The 20,507-nt window shown below is 48.7% G+C and carries 15 protein-coding genes and 2 tRNA genes; 8 read left to right on the top strand and 9 right to left on the bottom strand.

The features are described from left to right. Nucleotides 1-6: 6 nt before the first annotated feature. From IE181_RS10690 to IE181_RS10680, 3 genes are read right to left on the bottom strand one after another with little or no spacing between them, the layout of a single operon-like run. On the bottom strand, nucleotides 7-1,647 hold the full coding sequence (locus IE181_RS10690; protein ID WP_191252808.1) for a tetratricopeptide repeat-containing sulfotransferase family protein: 1,641 nt from the start codon (nucleotides 1,645-1,647) through the stop codon (nucleotides 7-9). 17 nt (nucleotides 1,648-1,664) lie between these two features. Then, entirely contained in the window at nucleotides 1,665-2,975 is a 1,311-nt protein-coding gene (locus tag IE181_RS10685; protein ID WP_229819346.1) for an NAD(P)/FAD-dependent oxidoreductase, read from the bottom strand. Nucleotides 2,976-2,985: 10 nt separating this feature from the next. Beyond that, on the bottom strand, nucleotides 2,986-4,311 hold the full coding sequence (locus tag IE181_RS10680) for a glutamine synthetase family protein (RefSeq protein ID WP_191252807.1): 1,326 nt from the start codon (nucleotides 4,309-4,311) through the stop codon (nucleotides 2,986-2,988). Nucleotides 4,312-4,665: 354 nt separating this feature from the next. Here IE181_RS10680 and IE181_RS10675 point away from each other — a divergent pair, with 354 nt between their 5' ends. From IE181_RS10675 to IE181_RS10645, 7 genes are read left to right on the top strand one after another with little or no spacing between them, the layout of a single operon-like run. Further along, nucleotides 4,666-5,538: a hypothetical protein gene (locus IE181_RS10675; RefSeq protein ID WP_191252805.1), complete on the top strand. Its 873-nt coding sequence runs from the start codon at nucleotides 4,666-4,668 to the stop codon at nucleotides 5,536-5,538. Then, entirely contained in the window at nucleotides 5,535-6,290 is a 756-nt protein-coding gene (locus tag IE181_RS10670; RefSeq protein WP_191252804.1) for a gamma-glutamyl-gamma-aminobutyrate hydrolase family protein, read from the top strand. Before IE181_RS10675 ends, IE181_RS10670 begins: the two co-directional genes overlap by 4 nt. A 46-nt stretch (nucleotides 6,291-6,336) precedes the next feature. Continuing rightward, on the top strand, nucleotides 6,337-7,698 hold the full coding sequence (locus IE181_RS10665; RefSeq protein WP_191252803.1) for a glutamine synthetase family protein: 1,362 nt from the start codon (nucleotides 6,337-6,339) through the stop codon (nucleotides 7,696-7,698). A gap of 17 nt (nucleotides 7,699-7,715) precedes the next feature. Next, a complete protein-coding gene (locus IE181_RS10660; protein WP_191252802.1) occupies nucleotides 7,716-9,104 on the top strand; it encodes an aminotransferase in 1,389 nt (462 codons plus the stop codon). 12 nt (nucleotides 9,105-9,116) lie between these two features. After that, complete coding sequence (locus IE181_RS10655) at nucleotides 9,117-10,613, top strand: aldehyde dehydrogenase (RefSeq protein ID WP_191252801.1); 1,497 nt, start codon at nucleotides 9,117-9,119, stop codon at nucleotides 10,611-10,613. A gap of 21 nt (nucleotides 10,614-10,634) precedes the next feature. Then, entirely contained in the window at nucleotides 10,635-12,014 is a 1,380-nt protein-coding gene (locus IE181_RS10650; protein ID WP_191252800.1) for a Na+/H+ antiporter NhaC family protein, read from the top strand. A gap of 9 nt (nucleotides 12,015-12,023) precedes the next feature. After that, nucleotides 12,024-12,785, top strand: coding sequence for a GntR family transcriptional regulator (locus tag IE181_RS10645; protein WP_191252799.1), 762 nt, complete (start codon nucleotides 12,024-12,026; stop codon nucleotides 12,783-12,785). Nucleotides 12,786-12,893: 108 nt separating this feature from the next. On the opposite strand, the gene IE181_RS10640 is transcribed toward IE181_RS10645, so the two are convergent. From IE181_RS10640 to IE181_RS10615, 6 genes are all read right to left on the bottom strand, one after another. Beyond that, a tRNA-Glu gene (locus tag IE181_RS10640) sits at nucleotides 12,894-12,969 on the bottom strand. Between the two features lie 27 nt (nucleotides 12,970-12,996). Further along, a tRNA-Glu gene (locus IE181_RS10635) sits at nucleotides 12,997-13,072 on the bottom strand. Nucleotides 13,073-13,166: 94 nt separating this feature from the next. Then, complete coding sequence (gene recJ / locus IE181_RS10630) at nucleotides 13,167-14,981, bottom strand: single-stranded-DNA-specific exonuclease RecJ (RefSeq protein ID WP_229819341.1); 1,815 nt, start codon at nucleotides 14,979-14,981, stop codon at nucleotides 13,167-13,169. 9 nt (nucleotides 14,982-14,990) lie between these two features. Further along, nucleotides 14,991-15,959: a class II fructose-bisphosphatase gene (glpX, locus tag IE181_RS10625; RefSeq protein ID WP_191252797.1), complete on the bottom strand. Its 969-nt coding sequence runs from the start codon at nucleotides 15,957-15,959 to the stop codon at nucleotides 14,991-14,993. Nucleotides 15,960-15,988: 29 nt separating this feature from the next. Further along, on the bottom strand, nucleotides 15,989-17,293 hold the full coding sequence (locus tag IE181_RS10620; protein ID WP_191252795.1) for a homoserine dehydrogenase: 1,305 nt from the start codon (nucleotides 17,291-17,293) through the stop codon (nucleotides 15,989-15,991). Beyond that, complete coding sequence (locus IE181_RS10615) at nucleotides 17,283-18,521, bottom strand: LL-diaminopimelate aminotransferase (RefSeq protein WP_191252793.1); 1,239 nt, start codon at nucleotides 18,519-18,521, stop codon at nucleotides 17,283-17,285. The genes IE181_RS10620 and IE181_RS10615 overlap by 11 nt, the downstream gene beginning before the upstream one ends. A 164-nt stretch (nucleotides 18,522-18,685) precedes the next feature. Between IE181_RS10615 and IE181_RS10610 the strand changes: the two genes are divergently transcribed. Next, nucleotides 18,686-20,488, top strand: coding sequence for a PHA/PHB synthase family protein (locus IE181_RS10610; protein ID WP_229819339.1), 1,803 nt, complete (start codon nucleotides 18,686-18,688; stop codon nucleotides 20,486-20,488). The last annotated feature ends 19 nt before the right edge of the window (nucleotides 20,489-20,507 follow it).

The following is a 20,507-nucleotide window of genomic DNA, read 5'->3' as shown; positions in this document are numbered from 1 at the left end:
TCTAATTCACTCTGACTTCTGATTTTTATACCCAGACTGTTGCTCTTTTTCCTCTACATTGTATTTCAGTGCCCTGAGCATAGGCCCTAAATGTTCCTGATATTGCCTCCACAACCCGACTGACCTTGTGTGAGCTTTCTCCCGCACCTGAACTGCGCTTGCAGTAGTTACCGCACCTGTTTGCTTATGAAACTTTGCACAAGCGTCCTGCCAATCAAGATCAAGATAGTTGATGATGCGCCGTGCCTGCCCCTCCAGGTCCGATACAACGTCTTCGTAAGAAACTTCCAACATTCTATCCCCAAGGAGCGCACGCCAGTGTTTCATCAGCTCCCTGTACCGCAGATGATGCCGCGCCATCTCTTCCTGATCATAGGAATGAAAATACGCATCAGCAAAAAGCTGCTTGAAGGAAGCAAAGCAACTATCCGCAGGGTCACGGGTAATATGAATAATCTTCGCGTTTGGTAGACTTTTGGCAATCAGCGGAGCATAGAGATAGTTGATCGGCATTTTATCTACGAAATGTGGTTCCTGACCGCGCATCATCTGACTGGTTTCAATATATAACTTACCCAGTGTTTCCAAATTCAAAGATACTGCAGATGTCATGCCCTCTAAACCGACAGGACCAGGCGTGGTAATACCTGTCATCCGTTTGATGGCCATACCAAATTGCTGTAATTCACCGGCAGAATGAACCTCAGAATGTGCTGTTATGATACGCTCAACCAGTGTGGTTCCAGTCCTGGGCTGACCTATGATAAATATTGGCGACCGGTCATCAAACCCCTGCCCGCCTTCTTCTTCAGTTTGATTATCATACCAGTCACGTGAATAGAGCTGCGGCAAAGATTTATATAATGCATCTTCTGACTGTTCATTATAGGGCACTTCGCGCCTGCGAGCTGCCGCCCCTCTTGAATATGCTTCGAAAGCCTTGTCAGGTTGGCTCAGGTCTTCATACTCCTTGCCCAAGGCATAGCTTAACATAGCTTGGTGATGATCATTGTTACCCAGCTTTTTGAGCAACTCTTCCATTTCTGCAACATGTGTGTCATCCGTGACTTTCTCCAGTCGCGCCAACATCCAGTGACCTTGCGAAACGTCCGGATAAGCTTCTAGAAATCTTGTAAGTGCTGTTCGGGCCTCTTGAATACGTCCGAGAAAGGTCAGGCTTTTGGCGCGACTAAGTTCGAACATCGACGTAGGGGAATGTGCGTTTGCTCGGTCGTACCACTCCAACGCCTTGGTCTGGTCGCCGAGTAAGCTGTAAACGGTACCAATAACATCTTCAACCAAGGGATCGTCCGTCCCTAGTTTTATCGCACGATCAAGCGCCTTATTGGCATTTGAATATTGACCCAAATTTACAAAAACGCGCGCCAACTGCGCCCATGCAGGTGTATGAGTTTCATCAAGGACAACAACGTTTTTAAAGGCATCACGCGCAATTCCAAATTGCCGTTTTTCCAACCCCAAAAGCCCCATCAAAAAATGAGCCTCTTTTGTTTTTGGATAGGCTTGAAGGATAGTTTTGCAGACAGCAGCAGTTTCATTATATGCACCCTGCCTAAATGCACTGTAACCACGGTTAAGTAACCGTCCAATATCAGAACGAGAAAGTGTCGGAGTTTTTCCGGTCATTTTTCCGCCTGTCTGCATTATCCAATCGCATCCTTCAGTCGGTAATACGCCATACCAATCGCCTGCATAGGTGCCCGTAACAGACGGCCTCCCGGGAATGGTGGGTGTTTAATACGCGCCATAATGTCAAACCGCTGCTTGTTGCCGTCTATTGCCTCTGCAATCAGCTTTCCTGACATATGGGTCGGGGCAACACCGTGACCAGAATATGCCTGTGCAAAATAGGCATTAGGCGCCACTTGTCCAACTTGTGGTATCCGGTTAATACCTATTCCCATATATCCGCCCCATTCATGGTCAATTTTGACGTCCTGAAGCTGAGGGAAAACCTTGTGCATACAAGGAAGTATAGCCTTTTTTATATCCTTGGGATGAAGACCCGAGTATGTCGCCAATCCACCAAATAACAACCGGCGGTCAGCCGTTAAGCGAAAATAATCCAATGCCCACCGCTGGTCACAGATGGCAAAATTGGCCGGCATAATTTCTTGTACCATCTCTTCTGAAAGTGGCTCTGTCGTCACGATATAACTCCCTGCCGGCAGTACCCGTGATTCCAGCTTTGGAACCAATTTGCCCAGATATGCATTACCAGCAAAGACAACATAATCAGCCGTTACCGTTCCTTTATCGGTTTTAACGGTAACAGGTTCGCCAAAGGTAACGTCTTCGACCATTGCATGTTCAAAGATTTTGGCACCGAGCTTCTGGGCTGCACGCGCTTCTCCGCGCAGAAGGTTAAGAACGTGCGCATGACCCCACCCCATATTGGTAACACCGCCAATATATCTGTCTGACCCAACAATCGTATGAACTTCATCCTGCTTGATTATACGCTGCTCAGGTTTATAACCATGATCCAGAAGTGTATCCCGTGCACGCAGCAGATAGTCCATGTCACTTTGTTTCATGGCGGCATCGAAGTACCCCCACGTCAGGTCGCAGTCGATCTGATATTTTTCTACCCAGTCAGCGATAATATCGACACACTCAACGCCCATCTGCCAGACTGAAACAGCATTTTCTTTGCCAAAAACTTTTTCAATCTTGGAAAATTCTGACAAGGAAGGACCGTACCCACCGATAACCTGCCCACCATTACGTCCGGATGCACCCCATCCAATCTCATTCTGCTCAAGCAGGACCACATCATACCCGCGTTCCCGCAGATGCAGCGCCGTGGCCACGCCTGTAAACCCGCCACCCACGACACAGACATCTGTACGGCAGTCTTCGGTCAGTCGATCAAAGCCATCAGTGTCATTGCTTGTGGCCGCATAGTAAGATTGCGGCATGGTATTAGAATGCACTCGGTCGGTAATCCGCATGGTTGCCTCTTTATAGAACTCTTAAATATTTTTCATGATCAGCCTGGGGAACCGACCGATGGTAATCATTTTCTTCGCTTGCCCGTACCCTGTGATACAGCTCAATAAAATCTTCCCCCAGATACTTTTTCATCACCGTCCCCTCTTTCAGGGCTTCAAGTGCAGAGTACCAGCGACTTGGGATACAGTCTGTAAAATCTACCAGCTCCAATTCACCAGTTTTTTCGCCAGGATCAATTTTCTCAGCCATGCCGTGCCACGCACCAACAAGAATGGCCGCCAGCATTAGATGCGGGCTTGCATCAGCGCCACAAACACGGTGCTCGAAACGACGATTCTTATCATCTGACATTGGCAACCTTACGGAAAGCCTGCGATTGTTTTCACCCCAGTTGGGCACCATCGGCGCAAACCATTCAGGGTCGAATCTCCGATAGCTATTCGCATTGGGTGCAAACAACGCGGTTGCTTCATTCATGGTAGTCAGAAGCCCCCCTACCGCATGCTTTAATGCTGTACGGCCCTGCTCGCCAGCAAATATATTCGCGCCTGATGCATCAAGGACACTAACATGTGCATGCATGCCGCTACCCGCCTCGTCGTAGGTTGGTTTTGCCATAAAGCTGGCATGCAAGCCGTGTTTCAGCGCGACCGACTTGACAACACGCTTCAGCATCATTGCTTCGTCACAAACACGCAGGGCGTCATCGCTGTGATTAATATTCACTTCAAACTGACCGTTTCCATATTCGCAAACAAGCCCGCTGACTGGTATGCCCTGTGCTAGACAGTCATCTTCAATTTCCTGCAGGATGTCTTCGAAATCATAAAAGACATCCATATTGTAGCAGTTCGCACCTGTCGCCATTGGCATACCGTTTGGCGGCGCTACTGGCTTTGGTGGATTTGATCCAATCTCAAAAAGATAAAATTCATATTCTATTGCAACGACCGGCTTCAGATTTGCCGCTTTGTATGGCGCCAAAGCCTTTGACAGAACAACCCGTGGATCCATGAAGAAAGGTGAACCATCTTTATCCTGCATTGTCAGCAGAACCTGGACAGTTGGACGCCTCGCCCACGGCACAGGGCGCAGACTACCCGGAACGGGAACACACGGCCTGTCCGGATCACTTCCGTAGTCATCCAGAATAGTGTCTGCGTTTGCACCGTCCGTTGTAAGGAAACAAGTGGTGATTGGAAAGTACACCACGCCCTTAAGAGCATCAATCGTCGCCTGTTTACCGCGATAAATCCCATTCATATCCGCTAGTAGGAACTGAACAATTTCTGTGTCTGGATATTCTTCTAAATACGCTTTAATTTCAGACTGCATAAATAATACTCACTAGACGTCCCAACTGTGCCCCCGATGCTCTGCCTGAAATGGCCAAAAAGCACCCCAATGAAGCATGTTATGTCCTTATCACCTCAACAATTACACGCCAATATTTTTATATTGTGATCACAAAGAGAGAGGATTGTCAATGGCCAACACCCGCAAAAACTGCGCAATAATACGCAATTACAGCCAAGAGTTCTGTTACTTTAATTTTCCTCGCTTGACCATTTGATTTTTTTGTGATCACATTTATGCATGGAAGGTAAAATCCTAAAGAGTGATTGCCACAACGCGTAACATTGATAATGATGGCAGGAACGAGATTTTTTAGGTTTTTGAGGGGTCTTTATGTCAAAGATACTACATAGGGTCGGGCTGGGAAACAAAAAGGCATTTCAAGCCTTTAAATATATTGTTTATCTGATTTTATTCGGCAATTTCGTCTACTTCTTGCTCGAAGATATGGGCTCTTCTGCTCATACGTTCCGGGATGGGATTGCGCTTACCGACATTGTAAATGCATTCTCTGCGTCTACAGATACACTGGCTTGGTTGATTTTGCTTTTGGCGTTCGAGCTTGAGACTTACGCAATACCCGATGAAAAATTTACCAAAAAAGTTAAGTGGTCACTGAATATAGTCGCCGCTGTTTGCTACGCAGCTATTCTCACTGCTCTCAATGGATACATAGTACATGCAAGCTGGTTTTATAACTTTGACCCTGCCGAGCTAACCGATGCCTGTGCCTATGTCGGGCAAATTCTATCCGCAGGCGTCTACTTACATGAGTATGAGCCATTAACGCTGGAGAACTGCGCATCTTATGTCGCTCCACTGTTCATTAACTCAGAACTGAGCATACTAACAAGCAGTGAAGGGCTTTCCATGTTACGAAGGCTTTCAACACTGGATGTTGTAAATGCCTCAACTTGGGTTTTGGTTGTTATCGTCCTTGCGATTGACGTTTACCTGCAGGAGCGCGGCAAGCTGACTGATCGCCTATATGATTACAGTAAACGCATCAAATTTGTGCTGTATGGCTCCTTGTTCCTGTGTGCTTCATACTGGGCTATGCTTGGGGACGGAATTGGCACATGGGATGCTGCGATCTGGATTATTGCCTTCTTCTTCATCGAAATGAACGTCCAGCAGTGGCACGAAGAAGAATCAGAGAAAGAAAAAGTAAAAAATACCCCTGTTAGTTCGGAGACAGTTTCATGAAGCCTGTTGTAGCTATAATCTGCGACACAACTCATAGCGGGCCGCACATGTATCATCAAGTTGGTGATAAATATATCGTTGCCCTAAGGCGGTGTGCTGATGTTACACCAATATTAATCCCTGCCCTGAGCACGGATCCAATTGGCGCAGATGACATCATGAAAATCGCAGACGGTATTCTTTATACTGGCGGGTACAGCAATATTCAGCGGTCCAGATACGGCGATGCTGAAGCACCATCCGGTGAACATGAAGACCCATTACGCGACGCGAACACACTGTCTACTCTGCCCGACTTGCTACAGTCTGGTTTTCCTATGCTGGGTATTTGCAGGGGTTTGCAGGAAATGAATGTGGCACTTGGCGGCACTTTGTATCCACGCGTTCATGAAATTGATGGACGTTTTGATCACAGAGAAGACAAAAACGCCCCTGTTGATGTCCAATATGGACCAGCCCATTCAGTATCAGTGGTAAAAGACGGTATCCTGGGTGCTATTGTCGGCGAGGAAGACTTTATGGTCAACACGGTACACGGTCAGGCCATCAAAGACCTGGCCCCTGGCCTACAGGTGGAAGCCTTTGCTGATGATACAACTATAGAGGCAGTTTCTTGCCCCGAAGCACCAGGTTTTAATCTGGCTGTGCAGTGGCACCCTGAATGGCGTGCTTGGGAAAACGAACAATCTAGTAAAATCTTTCGTGCATTCGGCGATGCCGTACATGCACATAACAAGGCGAAGAGCGCCTAAACTACAGAGGACAGACCTCCCGGCAACGGGATCTGAATGGTGATCTATGTATGATGCAGAGCGCATCGAAGATCTGGATAGATGGTTAAAAGCAGAGAATGTTGATGACATTGAATGCATGGTTTCTGATAACGCCGGGATTGCCCGCGGAAAGTCCATGCCTCGGGTCAAATTCATCGAGGGACTGAAGTCCCGCGGACTTCGCCTGCCTGAAACCATTTTTGGCATGACCATTCATGGCGATTATGCCCTGAACAAATATTTAAGTGAAACAGAACGGGATGTTATTCTTGTCCCGGATCTGGACACAATGTGTTTCACCCCGTGGCAGGTTGAGCCTACAGTCAGTGTTATCTGCGATGCAGAACTGAACAACGGCGATACAGTAGAATTTTCACCTCGTCAGGTACTGAAGCGTGTGATGAAACTCTATGAGGATGAAGGTTGGCTACCAATCGTCGCGCCGGAATTTGAGTTCTATCTGCTGGACAAACAGGACGATGTTGAATCTTCGCCCATTTCCCCAATTGGGGTTTCTGGTCGCAGGGATACTGGCTCGTCTCCATATTCTATCGACAGTCTGGACGAATTCGCACCCTTCTTTGATGAAATTTACGATGCATGCGAAGCACAGAACGTGCAGGTTGATACACTCATTCACGAAGCTGGGCCTGCCCAGTTTGAGTTTAATGTATTCCACGGGCCTGCGCTGAATGTTGCGGATCAGTCTTTCTTGTTCAAACGCATCATCAAACAGGTCGCAATCCGGCATGATATGTTCGCCAGTTTCATGGCAAGCCCCTACCCTGATAATTTTGGTAGTGCTATGCATATTCACCAGTCGGTTGTCGATATCGAGACAGGTAAGAATATTTTCTGTGGCCCGAACGGTGAAAACTCACCACTATTCCTGAACCACATTGCTGGTCTGCAACATTATTTGCAGCATGCAATGCCGCTGATTGCCCCGTTCGTGAACAGCTATCGCCGGTTTAGTTCAGGATTGTCTGCGCCCACCAACACTCACTGGAGCCGTGAAAACCGTTCAGTAGGGCTGCGGGTGCCAGAAGGAACACCAGAAAGCCGCCGCGTGGAGAACCGTGTAGCGGGTTCCGATGTGAACCCATACTTCGCAATCGCCACATCCCTTGCCTGTGGTTATTTGGGCATGAAGGAAGGCTTGAAAGCATCACCTGAATTTAAAGGGTCCGCTTATGAAGCCAGAGGCCGGGCACTACCACGTCACTTCCTGGATAGTATCAAGAACATGCGGCGCTGTGAGCCGCTGAAAGAGATCCTTGGCGAAGGTTTCGTCGAAACGTATCTCGATGCCAAAGAGCTGGAGTATGAAAGCTTCTCTTCATACCTAAGCCCTTGGGAAACAAAATACCTACTGTTGTCAGTATAATAGTAAGAGGTCCTAATATGAACGCACCACATTTAAAATCAAACAGCACCAAACAGTGGCAGGATAAAGATTCTGCCCATTTGCTGCACCCATTTATGTCTCACCCTGACCTTCGCAAAAAGGGCGCCAGAATCGTTACTGGCGCAGAAGGTGTCTATATCTTCGACAGTGAGGGTAACAAAATCCTGGACGGCATGGCGGGTCTATGGTGCACCCAAATCGGCTACGGCAACGAAGAACTGGTTGAAGCTGCAACAAATGCTATGCGTCAGCTGCCTTATTACAATCTTTTCTTCATGACATCTCAGCCATATGCCATTGAACTTGCTGCAAAAATTGCAGAAAAAGCCCCTGGCAACATTGATCAGGTTCATTTTGCTACCTCTGGTTCAGAAGCAGTTGATACGGCCTATAAGCTGATCAAATATTACTGGAACCTGAAAGGGCAGCCGCAGCGTAAACAGTTTATTTCCCGTGATCGTGCATATCACGGCTCAACCACTGTTGCTGCATCCTTGTGCGGCCTGACTGGCATGCACCCACAATTTGACCTGCCGATTGAAGGCATTCACCATGTCAGCCCTGCTCCCTACTATTTTGAAAATGGGGGTGATTTGACACCGGAAGAGTTTACAGATGTTTGCGTAAAGGCCATTGAAGATAAAATTCTTGAAGTCGGCCCCGAAAATGTAGCGGCTTTTGTCGGCGAACCTGTCATGGGCGCCGGAGGCATGATTCCACCTCCACCAGGCTACTGGAAGAAGGTGGAAGCGGTTTGCCGCAAATACGGTATTATCATGTGGTGTGATGAAGTGATCTGCGGCTGGGGCCGTACAGGCGAATGGTTTGGTAGTCAGTATTTTGACATTGAACCTGACATCATCACGATGGCAAAGGGCTTATCATCTGGTTATCAGCCGATTTCAGCTGTCGCCATGGGCGGTGATCTTGCAAAAACCATCCGTGACGGTGACGAGGAAATGGTTCACGGTTTTACATACAGTGGCCACCCGGTTGCCTGTGCTGTTGCGCTGAAAAACATTGAAATCATGGAACGGGACAATCTGATTGGTGAGGGAGCCAAAGACAGAATTGACTATTTCCAGGAACAATTGGCCAGCCTTTCCGACCATCCTATTGTCGGCGAAACACGGGGACTTGGCTTCCTTGGCGCGATAGAGCTTGTTAAAGACAAGAAAACAAAAGAACGCTTCGAAGTAGAAGGTTCTGACGCAGGTTTCATTTGCCGTGAGCACTGCTTTAACAACGGGCTTGTTATGCGTAGTGTGGGCAACACCATGATTCTTTCCCCACCAATCATCATCACTAAGGATGAGATTGACGAGCTGGTCACAAAAGCAAGACGTGCTCTTGACCTGACCGCAAAAGATTTAGGCGTCCTTTAAGGAGGTACACACATGACAGAAAAAAACTTACAATATTATCAATCCGTTGCAGCAAATGCGACCATTCGAACACAGGCATACATTGGCGGTGAATGGGTCGATGCTGTATCTGGTGAGACATTTGATACCATTAACCCTGCGTCTGGCGAAGTGATTGCCAAGGTTGCAAGCTGTGACGTTGCAGATGTCAACAAAGCAGTCGCAAATGCCCGCGCAACATTTGACAGTGGTGTATGGTCAAACATGCACCCGAACAAACGGGGACGTATCCTTGTTAAATTTGCTGACCTGATTGCAAAAAACAAAGAAGAACTCGCAGTGCTTGAGGTCATGGACATGGGCAAGCCTATTTCTGATGCCCTTGCCATTGATCTTAACGGTACGATCAACACAATGCGCTGGTACGGTGAAGCTGCAGATAAAACGTTGGACGAGATTGCACCAACTGACCCTTCAGCACTGGCAATGGTAACGCGCGAACCGCTTGGTGTTGTGGGCGCGGTCGTTCCGTGGAACTTCCCTCTTGTTATGGCAGCATGGAAACTTGGCCCTGCCCTTGCGACCGGTAACTGTGTTGTCCTGAAACCAGCTGAGCAGTCACCTCTTTCAGCACTAAGACTAGCAGAACTTGCTGTTGAAGCAGGCATTCCAGCAGGCGTTCTAAACGTTGTACCTGGACTTGGTCACACCGCGGGGAAAGCCCTTGGTCTCCATATGGATGTTGACGGGCTTGTGTTCACAGGCTCCACGCAGGTCGGTAAATATTTCATGGAATATTCCGGTCAAAGCAACCTAAAGCGTGTTGCTCTTGAATGTGGCGGTAAATCTGCTCATATCGTCATGGCTGATTGCCCTGACCTTGATGCAGCTGCCAAGGCAGCAGCAGGTGCGATCTTCTTTAACCAGGGAGAAGTCTGTACTGCTGGCTCTCGCCTTCTTCTGGACAGGAAAATCAAGGATGAATTCCTTGAGAAGGTACTGAAAGCTGCAAAATATTGGGTTCCCGGTGAACCGCTTTGCCCGAAGACCAATCTCGGTGCCATTGTCGACGACCAACAGTATAAGCGTATTCTGGAATATATTGATATCGCGAAGAAAGAAGGCGCAAATCTGAGAACAGGTGGTGATGCTGCGCGAACAGAAACTGGTGGATATTTCGTCTCCCCGACAATATTTGACGGCGTAACCCCTGAAATGACCATTGCTCGTGAAGAAATTTTCGGCCCGGTTCTCTCTGTTATTGAATTTGACGGTGAAGAAGAAGCTATCAAAATCGCTAACAGCACCATCTACGGTCTTGCTGCTGCGGTCTGGAGTGAAAACATCAGTCGTGCACACCGTGTTGCGCGTGCACTGCAGGCCGGCACAATTTGGGTAAACTGCTGGGATCCGACGGGCGACATGACTATTCCGTTCGGTGGATATAAACAAAGTGGTTTCGGCAGAGATAAGTCCTTGCACGCCATGGAAAAATACACCAATCTGAAAACTACTTGGGTTCAGCTTTAGGGGTTACTACGGGGGGGCTAAATGGAAGACACAACTGCTACGTATGGAATTTTGTCCATTCTACCTACGGCGATAGTTTTAATACTGGCCGTCTTGTTGCGTCGCCCCATAGAAGCCCTCCTCATTGGTGCCGTTATTGGATCTATACAGGTCGCAGGCACCGGATTTATCGGTGAATTCACCGACATGACACTTCGGACGATGCAGGATGAAGATTTCACCTGGATCGTCCTTGTTTGTGGTGCAATGGGTAGCCTGATTGCACTTCTGGTCCGAACAGGCGCCATGCAAACTTTCATAGATTTTGCAGCTAACAGGATCAAATCCCGCTCATCCAGCCTGATGTCTACGTGGGCGCTAGGTATCGCATTATTCGTCGATGATTACTTCAACAGCATGATGGTCGGTGCGACCATGCGCAAAATTACAGACAAATTCAAAGTGTCCCGCGAAATGCTGGCCTATGTTGTCGACAGTACCGCAGCGCCAGTAAGCGTTATTATCCCCATTTCCACTTGGGGTGTATTCTTTGGGGGCTTGCTTGTGGACGCAGAACTCGCGGCCGAAGGTCAGGGAATTGCTCTCTATGCGCAGTCAATCCCATATATGCTGTATCCTATCATTGCCATCATCCTTGTGCCGCTGGTGGCAAAAGGCATTATTCCGACCATCGGCCCAATGAAAAAAGCGGAAGATTTGGCATTGGCCTCTGGCGATGAGGGGGTCCCTGTCCCGCACGGCGAGCCAAATTTTGTCGACACACACACAGCTATTAAAAGGAAAGAAGGCACAAACGTCAGTATCCTTCTGTTTATCCTTCCTCTTTTTTCTCTCGTTGGCTTCACCTTTTTCTTCGATTTAGACTTTCTAAAGGCGGTGTATGTCACTCTCGCACTAATGTGTGTCTATATACTTTCTGCGCGCATTCTTGATCATCATGACACCTTCAGCACAATCATAGACGGCTTTAAAACAATGATAGAAGCCTGCGCGATAATCTTCGCTGCCTACACGCTTAAGGATGCTAACGACCAGCTTGGACTGACCGTATATATCCTTGATGCCACTGCTTCTTTCATCTCCGCAGAAACCCTGCCGATGATTGTGTTCGCTGTTATGGGATTTATTGCCTTTGCCACTGGGTCAAGCTGGGGGGTATTTGTCATTGCAATCCCTATCATTGCAGAGCTTACGCGGTCTACTGGCGCTAATCCTTCCCTGATCATTGGCGCAACACTCTCCGCATCCACTTTTGGCTCTCATGCCTGTTTATATTCGGATGCGACGGTCCTTACGGCTCAAAGCTGTGGTACAACACCCATCAAGCATGCTCTGACACAACTACCTTATGGCTTGCTGGCGGCATCGCTGTCACTGGTTGGTTTCTGGTTAATTGCATAGGCACTCAGTATGACAAAAACAGTAAATCAGTACGGCATTAATTTCAGCGCCATTGAGCGATCCGATACCGAGACTGCTCAGGAATGGGTATATCGTGCCCTGCGGTACGCCGTCATGTCCGGCCAGGTACAGCCAGGCATGGCCCTGACCATTCGTGGTATCGCCAACATGCTGTGTGTCAGTGCGATGCCTGCCCGTGAAGCATTATGGCGACTTACATCGGAAGGGGCGCTTCATCTCAAGGCAAATCGCAGAGTTGAGGTACCAACCATGTCACCTGCAAAGCTGTCAGAAGTTTTGCAACTACGCATTTTGCTGGAAACCCATGCGGCAGAGCGTGCTCTACCTTATGTAACAGAAGAAATTCTGTCCCAAATGGCTATTTTGAACGAGCTTCAGAATGAGGCATTACGCAGACAGGACCCAGAGCAAACGATCATTCAAAATCAGGCATTTCACCGGTGCTTGTATGAGGCGCACCCTAATCCTGTGTCCATGCCGCTCATTGAGGGACTGTGGCTGCAACTAGGGCCGCTACACCGGCTTGCCCTGTCCAACATGGAAGATCATTATTTCACGGACCGGCACGTCGAAGTTATCAAGGCTGTTGAAACACAAAACCCTTTTGGACTGAAAGTTGCGATTGAATCGGACATTCGTGAAGGTGCCGGCTACGCAACACAAACAGAATTACTGGAACAATATGCCCGCGGCGAAGCCCCACTTGACTTGCCTGAAGGTGAATTTGTTGAAGGTCTGTTGAAGCAGTAGCGTAAAACTGCACATCTGGCATTCTTAGCTAATCACAAATGCACAAATACATATCCCCGGGTGGGGAGTATCACGTGCATTAAATATCAGGAAATAAAGAAGTAAAGCTGGTGATCCCTACGGGACTCGAACCCGTGTTTCCGCCGTGAAAGGGCGGCGTCCTAGGCCACTAGACGAAGGGACCATCCAGATTTATGGCCAGGTGCAACGATGGTGATCCCTACGGGACTCGAACCCGTGTTTCCGCCGTGAAAGGGCGGCGTCCTAGGCCACTAGACGAAGGGACCGTTTGCACCGAACGAGCGCTTAAATACCTACCCGATCAGGTTGGGTCAACTGTTTTCTCATATTTTCTTTCATATTCTTGTAAACTAATTCTGACTAGTGTCTTGGGGCTGCATCTTCGAGGGTCATTTCAACCTTCGGAGCCCCCGTCCACAGGTCTTTTTTCAGTTTTCCAGCCAAATGAAAATGCTGACCAACACCATTCAATAACATTTGTCCAAGAGGTTCATCCGCCTGACGAAAGGCCATAACTTTCATCGACCCGCCGTCTTTTCCCTTCGCAATGACCCGGACGTGATTCTGACCGACCCTGTCTGCCTTTGTAATAACGACATCAGGGATCGCGAATCTGGGTGCAGAGTTTCCAACACCAAAGGGGCCTAAGGTTTCAATATCGTCCACCAGTGACGGTGTTGCACCCATCATGCTAATGGACACATCAATAACCAGCTTGCGCGCCTCTGAGGCCTTTTCTACGGCCTTACCAAGCATGTCTGTCAGAAAGCTTGTCAGATCGTCTATCCTGTCCGGTGCGACAGTCAATCCTGCCGCCATGGCATGACCGCCCCCTTTGACAAGTATTCCCCTCTGAACCGCCTCTATAACGCCTGCACCGAGGTCAACACCACTGATAGACCGTCCAGACCCCTTGCCTTCGCCATCTTCGATTGCGATTACGAATGTCGGAACACGGTATTTGTCTTTTAACCGACTGGCGACGATCCCGATAACACCCGGATGCCAGCCTTCACTAGCCACAACAAGCACTGCTGGCGGTTTACCGTCCAGCCCGACAATACGCTCCGCCATTTCAAGTGCCTCAGACAGCACATGCTGTTCAATTGCCTGCCGATCCTGATTATAACCATTTAACTGCTCTGCAATCATGGAAGCAGTCATCCGGTCATTAGTGGTTAAAAGTTTCGCCCCTAGTTCCGAGCTGCCAACCCTGCCCCCTGCATTGACACGTGGCCCCAATAAAAAACCGGCATGGTATGTATTTGGCGCCTCGCTTACCCTTGCAACGTCTGAGAGTGCCGCAATACCTGCATTCTGCCTCTTAGCCATTACCTTAAGACCTTGCGCGACAAAGGCTCTGTTCAGGCCGACAAGCGGTACCACATCGCATACCGTACCAAGTGCTACGATATCCAGCAGGCCCAGTAAATTTGGCTCTGCCTGCTCAGGCGTGAACCACCCTGCTCCGCGAAGTGCACGATTAACGGCAATTGCAAGCAAGTAGGCTACACCGACAGCAGCTAGGTGCCCCAGATCGCTGTCGTCATCAAGCCGGTTAGGGTTTACAACCGCAACCGCCGGCGGCAACTCTGGCTCAGCCTTGTGGTGATCAACCACAATAACATCTAGGCCGATATCTTTGGCATGTTGAAGCGGTGCGAAAGATAAAGTACCGCAGTCAACTGTAATGACAACATCAACACCCTGATCCCGAAGCGCAGTCATCGCAGCTGCATTAGGGCCGTACCCTTCTGCCATACGGTCTGGTATATAGATCAATGTATCTTTTGCACCAACCGCATCAAAAAATCGTTTCAGCACCGCACTTGATGTGGCGCCGTCAACATCATAATCGCCAAATATGGCAATCCGTTCTTTTTGCTGAAGTGCGCGGACAATACGGGTAACAGCCTTGTCCATATCCAGTACCACTGAAGGATCAGGCATACTGTCCCGCAGGGAAGGATTGAGAAAGGATGCGATTGTCTCTTCCGGCACGTTTCGGGCACAAAGTATACGTGCAAGAGTGATAGAAATTGACATTCTACTTGCCAGGGCCTCTGCTTCCCTATCGATACAGGGGCGCAACACCCACTCTTGCTCCATAGCAGAACGGCGAACCCCCAGGAAGGGGTCCGCCGCAGAATTTCCAGTATCCTGAAGTGTAGTCAAGACACCACCTTATGCATGACCAAAGTGGTTTGGCCCATGAACAGATTTCACCATACGAATTGTCTTGCTTGCAGACCGCATGACTACTGTCTCAGTCTCGTACCCATGGGAAGTCTTACGAACACCTGACAACATGGAACCATCGGTTACACCGGTCGCGGCAAAAATCACATCGCCTTTTGCCATGTCCTTGGTGTCATATTTGCGGTTCAGGTCTTCAATGCCCCATTTGGCAGCCCGTGCACGTTCATCGTCATTACGGAACGTCAGACGGCCCTGAATTTGACCACCGGTACAGCGTAGTGCCGCAGCAGCCAGAACACCTTCCGGTGCGCCGCCAGAGCCCATGTACATATCAATACCTGTATCCGGGTTCGTAGTTGCGATAACACCCGCGACGTCACCGTCACCAATCAATGTTACACCGCAACCAAGGGCGCGAAGTTCATCAATCATTTTTGCATGACGTGGACGGTCCAGCACACAAACCATGGTATCTTCAACTGCTTGGCCCTTTGCCTTGGCAACTGCCTTGACATTCTCTTCGATTGTATTGTCCAGATCAACAACACCCTCTGGCAAGCCACCGCCAACAGCGATTTTATCCATGTAAACGTCAGGTGCGTTCAAAAGACAGCCTTCCTGCGCAATGGCAATAACCGCCAAAGAATTCTGCATAGCCTTTGCACAGATAGTCGTACCCTCTAGCGGATCCAGCGCGATATCTGCCTTCACGCCGCCTTTACCGACTTTTTCACCGATATAGAGCATTGGTGCTTCGTCACGCTCGCCTTCACCGATAACAACTGTGCCGTCAATTGACAGGTCATTCAGTGATTCACGCATTGCTTTCACCGCAGCAGCGTCAGCTGCTTTTTCATCACCGCGCCCAATCCACTTGTGACAGGCTACAGCCGCTGCCTCGGTCACTCTTACCATCTCCAGGACCAAGACCCTGTCTAAAACAAGTTTACCCATTCATTGTGCTCCCATTGAATCAGGTTTTATTATTGAGTACCCGCTACCTGTATACGTAGCATTGTGGGGGTCTCTAGCACACAATCGGCCTCAGTCAAATGACTGAGTGCTGCTTTAACCGCTGATTCCGACGTTTCGTGCGTTGTCATAACAATATACACGCCTTCGTTCACAGCACAACCGCGCTGGATCAGACTATTGATGGAAACCTGTTCTTTACCAAGAATTGACGTGATGGTAGCCATCACTCCCGGTTCATCCTTAACACTTAGTCGAATATAATAAGTGCCTGGATTGCCACTCACTTCTTCTGTAACCGGAGTTTGTAACTCTGCTACAGGAACACCGAAAACCGGCCCACCACTGCCGCGCAGCACATCAACAATATCCGCAACAACTGCAGATGCTGTTGGACCTTCGCCGGCCCCTGCACCTACATAAACGGTTTGTCCAACATAATCACCCTGCACCACAACTGCATTGGTTGCTTCATGCACCTGCGCCAACGGCTCGCTGACAGGCACCATTGCAGGATGAACGCGCGTTTCAATCCCGTTCTCTGTTCTGTTAGCAACACCCAGCAATTTGATGCGGTACCCAAGGTCGCGTGCCTGGTCGATGTCCACTGGTGCGATATTCCGAATGCCTTCAATTGGCATTCCGTCAAGTGTGGGTGCCTGGCCAAAGGCAATCGCTGCCAAAATTGCTGTTTTATGGGCTGTATCTATGCCGTCAATGTCAAAAGTCGGATCTGCCTCGGCATAGCCAATACGCTGTGCATCCTGAAGAACCTCATCAAAGCCAAGCCCTTCACGCTCCATACGGGTCAGAATATAGTTACATGTACCGTTCAGAATACCGTAAACCCCGCTAATTGTATTAGCAGCCAGTCCTTCACGCAGTGCTTTCACAATGGGAATACCGCCGGCTACAGCAGCTTCAAAGCGTAAATGTGCATCATTTGCCTCCGCTAGCTCTGCCAGTTCGCGTCCATGCATGGCTATCAGCGCCTTGTTAGCCGTGACAAAGGCTTTACCGCGTTTGAGTGTTTCCCGCGCCAGTGCAAGAGCCGGCCCATCGCTGCCGCCAATAAGCTCAACAACCAGGTCAACTGTATCCAGGCCTGCCAGATCAACGGGATTGTCACACCACTCATATGCAGACAGGTCAACACCGCGATCACGACTGCGGTCACGCGCAGATACTGCTACAACTTCAGCTACCGAACCGCCCCGGTGGCCCAAAACCTGTTTAGAACCTTCAAGAATTTTAATAACACCAGCACCGACAGTCCCCAGACCAGCGATTGCTATTTTAATAGATTTACTTGTCATCTTTACTCTCTGCATTTTTATTTTTCCGCCACGCTTGGATATGTGCGTCGCGATTTGACATAAACTTTTTGATATTTCTTACAGCCTGACGAATTCTGTGCTCGTTTTCCACCAAAGCTATCCGAACAAAGCCTTCGCCGTATTCCCCAAAACCTACACCTGGTGCAACCGCAACTTCTGCTTCAGACAACAGAAGTTTTGCAAACTCCATGGATCCCATTTCCAGGAAGTCTTCCGGTAGCGGCGCCCACGCAAACATCGTTGCTTTTGGGGACGGTACGTCCCATCCTGCTCCGGCTAACCCTTCTATGAGAATATCCCGCCGCTTTTTGTAGATCTGACGATGTTCTTCCACACAGTCCTGCGGCCCATTAAGCGCTGCCGTTGCCGCCACCTGAATTGGAGTAAACGCCCCGTAATCCAGATAACTCTTCACACGTGTCAGTGCTTCGATCAGTGTTTTGTTCCCCGCGGCAAAACCAACGCGCCACCCCGCCATAGAATAGGTTTTTGAAAGGCTTGTAAATTCCACTGCTATCTCGCGACCTTTAGGCACAGACAAGATGGACGGCGGTGGATTATCATCAAAATAGATCTCTGCGTACGCGAGGTCAGACAGTATCCAAATGCCTTTCTTGTGGCAAAAGTCTACTACTTCCTTGTAGAAATCAAGGTCGACAACCTCTGCAGTTGGATTTGAAGGATAATTCAGGATGACAGCACTTGGCGTTGGCACACTATGCTGGACCGCATGTGCAAGTTCCGACATAAAGTCCGAGCCTGTTGTCATCGGCATGTGCCGTACAGATGCACCAGCAATCATAAAACCATAGGGATGGATTGGATAACTTGGGTTCGGCGACAAAATTACATCGCCCGGTGCGGTAATGGCCTGTGCAAGGTTTGCAAGACCTTCCTTTGACCCCAGTGTGACAACTGCTTCGGTATTTGGGTCAATGGTAACACCAAATCTGCGCTCATAATAGGCAGCCAATGCTTTGCGCAGTCCCGGAATACCTTTCGACATCGAATATCGATGCGTCCGCTTGTCATCGACTGATTCTTTCAACTTATCAATGATATGTTGCGGTGTTGGCAGATCGGGGTTGCCCATTCCAAGGTCGATAATGTCTTCGCCTCTCGCTCGCGCCGCCGCCTTCATCTGGTTTACTTCAGCAAACAGATAAGGTGGCAAACGGCGAATGCGATAAAAATCCTGACTAGACATTTCGTTTCTCTTTTAAATGACGTTAAAACACCCCCAACACACATGCGTTGAGAAATACCGGATACAATTAAGGGAATTGCACTCTTTGTACAATGATCGTAATGTTTTTTTGCAATTATTGTAATGATAATGCGCGTAAGGACGCTAACGGGAGGAGCGGACAGATGACAGAGACCAGCACAAAAACTACTGAAAGCACTGAAATTCCTAATCTAGAGGACATTAATGCAGTTCTGGAGGAGGCGTCTCGTCAAACCTGCAACATGATGGAAAATTTCATGGAAAATCAGCCTGCGCAAGTCCGGCAGATGCTCGATCCCTTGAATCTAACGCCCACAATGCTTGCGATGACGCAAAAAATTGCTGCTGACCCCTCTGCGCTTCTGATGAATCAGCTGGCATTTTTTCAGGACTATATGAAGCTTATTCAAAATCAATCCCAAAAAATGTCTGGGTCTGAGGCTGAGCCCGTTATCAGCCCTGCCCCTACGGATAAAAGATTTAAGGCAGAGGAATGGTCAAAAGAAGCGCCTTTTGATTTCATCAAGCAATCCTATCTGCTGGCATCCAAGCATATGCTTGATACCATTAGCAGCATTCAGGGACTTGATAGCAAGGATGCTCGAAAAGCAGAATTTTTTACACGCCAGTTTATTGATGCAGCCAGTCCATCAAATTATCTTCTGACCAATCCCGTGGCGCTTAAAGAGACAATGGAGACCGGCGGCGAAAACCTTGTGAAGGGGTTCAATCACCTCCTTGAAGACTTCGAGCGGGAAGAAGGCATGCCGCTCCTGAAAATGGTAGATCATAATGCCTTTGAGGTTGGCAAAAACCTTGCGACAGCAGAAGGCAAGGTGGTTTTCCGTAACCGTTACCTTGAACTTATTCAATATGCCCCTACGACGGAAAACGTTTACACAACACCGATCGTAATTTTCCCACCGTGGATCAACAAATTTTACATTCTTGACCTGAGTGAAGAGAAAAGCTTCGTACGCTGGGCGGTTGCTCAAGGGTACACAGTCTTCATGGTTTCATGGGTTAACCCAGACAGCAGTTATGCTGAGGCCAGCCTGGATGATTATCTGCAGGAAGGCTATCTGGAGGCCTTGCATGTTGCCCAGGAAATCACCGGCGCACCTAGTGTTCATACTATTGGCTACTGTGTTGCTGGGACCATGCTCGCAGCGACCCTTGCCTACCTTCACGCTACCGGGAATGAGAAAATCATTAAATCCGCCACCTTCTTCACCGCACAGGTTGATTTCGAAGAGTCTGGCGATTTATCGCTTTTTGTAGATGACGAGCAGCTAAAAGCGATTGATGCACGCATGGCTGAAAAAGGCTACCTGGACAAACGGTCGATGGCACTGACATTCAACATGCTCCGATCTAATGATCTTATATGGTCCTATGTCGTGAATAATTACCTTCTCGGCAAAGAACCAATGGCATTTGACCTTCTTTATTGGAACTGTGACAGCACCAATCTCCCCAGAAAACTACACCTCCAGTATTTGAAGCACATGTATAAGAATAATGACCTTGTGAAACCTGGTGCTCTGAAACTTAAGGGCGTGCCAATTGATTTGGGCACTGTTGAAACCCCCTGTTATGTTCAAGCTGGGCGTGAAGACCATATTGCCCCAGCTAAATCTGTGTACAAAATTACGGATCATTTCAAAGGACCTGTTCGTTTTGTTCTGGCAGGTTCAGGTCATATCGCAGGCGTTGTTAATCCGCCAAGCGCCAATAAATATCAATATTGGACAAACGATGAGCGTGTTCAAAGTCTGGATGAGTTTATTGCAGGTGCCAACGAAACACCGGGAAGTTGGTGGGGAGATTGGCATAAATGGCTATCAAAACGATCTGGTAAAAAAGTTACAGCAAGACAGCCTGACCGTGGCCCCTATCCACCCTTGTGTGATGCGCCTGGGGAATATGTAAAGGTTAAAAATTAGCCTGTTTTTGCATACTGCT

This window comes from Kordiimonas sediminis, assembly GCF_014656395.1.
Lineage (GTDB): Bacteria > Pseudomonadota > Alphaproteobacteria > Sphingomonadales > Kordiimonadaceae > Kordiimonas_A > Kordiimonas_A sediminis.
The sequence above is the reverse complement of the archived record's forward strand: the minus strand, read 5'-3'. Positions and strand labels throughout refer to the sequence as shown.